Here is a 2,101-nt window from a genome sequence, read left to right on the forward strand (position 1 = left end):
GAATCTGGGAGCGCAAGAAAATGCCGCAAACTGGTCATCCCAACCCGTCCGGCGGGAAGCCCGGTCTCCTTGCCGGGCGCGCCCCCAGCCCGCGCCAGCTTCGCATTGAGCTGGAGTCCCTGGTCGTAAAGGAGTTGCTCGGCCCGCGGGGCGGTCCCGAGGAAGAGTTCGCGGACGACCGACCGCGCGATCGCTATCTGGTCGGCATGCTCGCCCCGAAGAACAAGCTGATCCCGGCTGCCGAGATGGATGCCTTGGCCGAGGACGGCGAGGCTTCGGGAGAGGACGGGGTAACCGACGACAGCCCGCCTGCCGCGGATTCATTGTTTCCCTCTTCGATCGGCCTGACCTGCACCGTCGATGGGCAAGCCAGACAGCTGCTTGTCACGGCGCGTTGGGGCCGCTATCTGCGCGAGAAGAGCGAGACGCTCACGACGGACAAGGGCAACCCGACCGTCGTGTGGAAGCGCTATCCGATGGGCAATATCGCCAGAACCGTTGCTCTCGCCCAGGGCGACATTTCGCCGCTACCGCTCGATTCGAATCAGCCCGAGGTCTACCTGCAGGGGCAGGTGCGCCGGCTCGGCGACGACTGGATCGTGAGTCTTTTCCTCGTGAACGGTCAGCAGGAGACCGAGCGGCTGAAGGACGAGGCGTGGGTATTTCAGCCCGAGCTGGAAGTGCGCGCGGCCGATGGCACGGCTATTTTCCGCCGCCGCAATTGGCGACGGGACGGGTCGAAGCTCGATCGCGTTCAATACGCAGAGCAGCAGTCGCTCGAGATGCTGTATCGCAAGCAGGTGGAGTTCGCGGTCGGGCATGGCATTGCCGTCCACGCCGAGACTTCTGCGGAGTCGCCCACTTCCGCCGTGTCGCTTTGCACCCGCGTCATGCCCGCGTACGAAGTTCCGGTGACCACGCCGCCGACCGCGGACGACATTCCCGCGCTCGCCGACCTTGTCCTCGACATGAAAGTACTGTCCGAGATGGCCGACGCGGACGTGATCCGGACCTTGCGCATCCTGCCATCGTCCTACAAGACGTGGATCGCGCAGCAGCGCCCCCGGATTGCCGATCCGGCAGAGGGCCTGGAGCCTTATCGCCAGGTTGCCGAGGAAGCGATGCAGGCGTGTGAGCTCGCCTGCACACGGATCGAAGCAGGCATCAACCTGCTTGCGGGTGATGCCGTAGCCATGCGTGCCTTTCGCTTTGCGAATCAGGCGATGTGGCAACAGCGCGTGCACACGCTCCTTGCCGAAGCGAAACGCACGGGTGCAAGCGCCTCGCTTGCCGACCTGGACATCCCCGGCAACAGGTCCTGGCGGCCTTTCCAGCTCGCGTTCATCGTCCTGAATATGCCCGGCGTCACGCGACTCGATCATTCCGACCGAAGCGACGCCAGCTCGGCACTGGCCGACCTGCTGTGGTTTCCCACCGGTGGGGGCAAGACCGAAGCGTATTTGGGCCTCACCGCGTACACGCTGGCTGTGCGCCGCCTGCAGGGCGTTGTCGAGGGCCGCCTCGGTCACGTCGGGGTGGCGGTCATGATGCGCTATACCTTGCGGCTGCTTACGCTGCAGCAGTTCCAGCGCGCATCGGCACTCGTTTGCGCCTGTGAAGTGATCCGACGCGCCGATGCGGAGACGTGGGGGACCGAGCCGTTTCGTGTCGGCCTATGGGTCGGACAAAGAACCACGCCCAACTCGATCGACGATGCCCATCATTCGATTCTCCAGGGCCGAGGGGCAGGCGCCGGCAGCGGCACCGGTTCGCCGCTGCAATTGACGAATTGTCCGTGGTGCGGCGGTTCGCTCGATACCGGCCGGGATGTGCGCGTCGAGACATTTCAGCAGGGTCGAGCGCGCGTGTTCACCTACTGCAGCGATCCCATCGGCCAATGCGAGTTCGGCCGCACCAAGGCACCTGATGAAGGCATCCCGGTCCTGACGGTCGATGAAGAGATCTATCGGCGGCTGCCGGCGCTCCTGATCGCGACGGTCGACAAGTTCGCGCAGATGCCCTGGAACGGCAAGACGCAGATGCTGTTCGGGCAGGTCACCGGATACTGCCCGCGCCACGGCTTTCGCTCACCCTGCATGGA

1 pseudogene is annotated in these 2,101 nt (G+C 64.9%); it reads left to right on the forward strand.

Annotated features, from left to right (window positions below):
* The first annotated feature begins 83 nt into the window (after positions 1 to 83).
* Positions 84 to 2,101, forward strand: a pseudogene (locus tag GEV05_30340) (helicase).

This window comes from Betaproteobacteria bacterium, assembly GCA_009377585.1.
Lineage (GTDB): Bacteria > Pseudomonadota > Gammaproteobacteria > Burkholderiales > WYBJ01 > WYBJ01.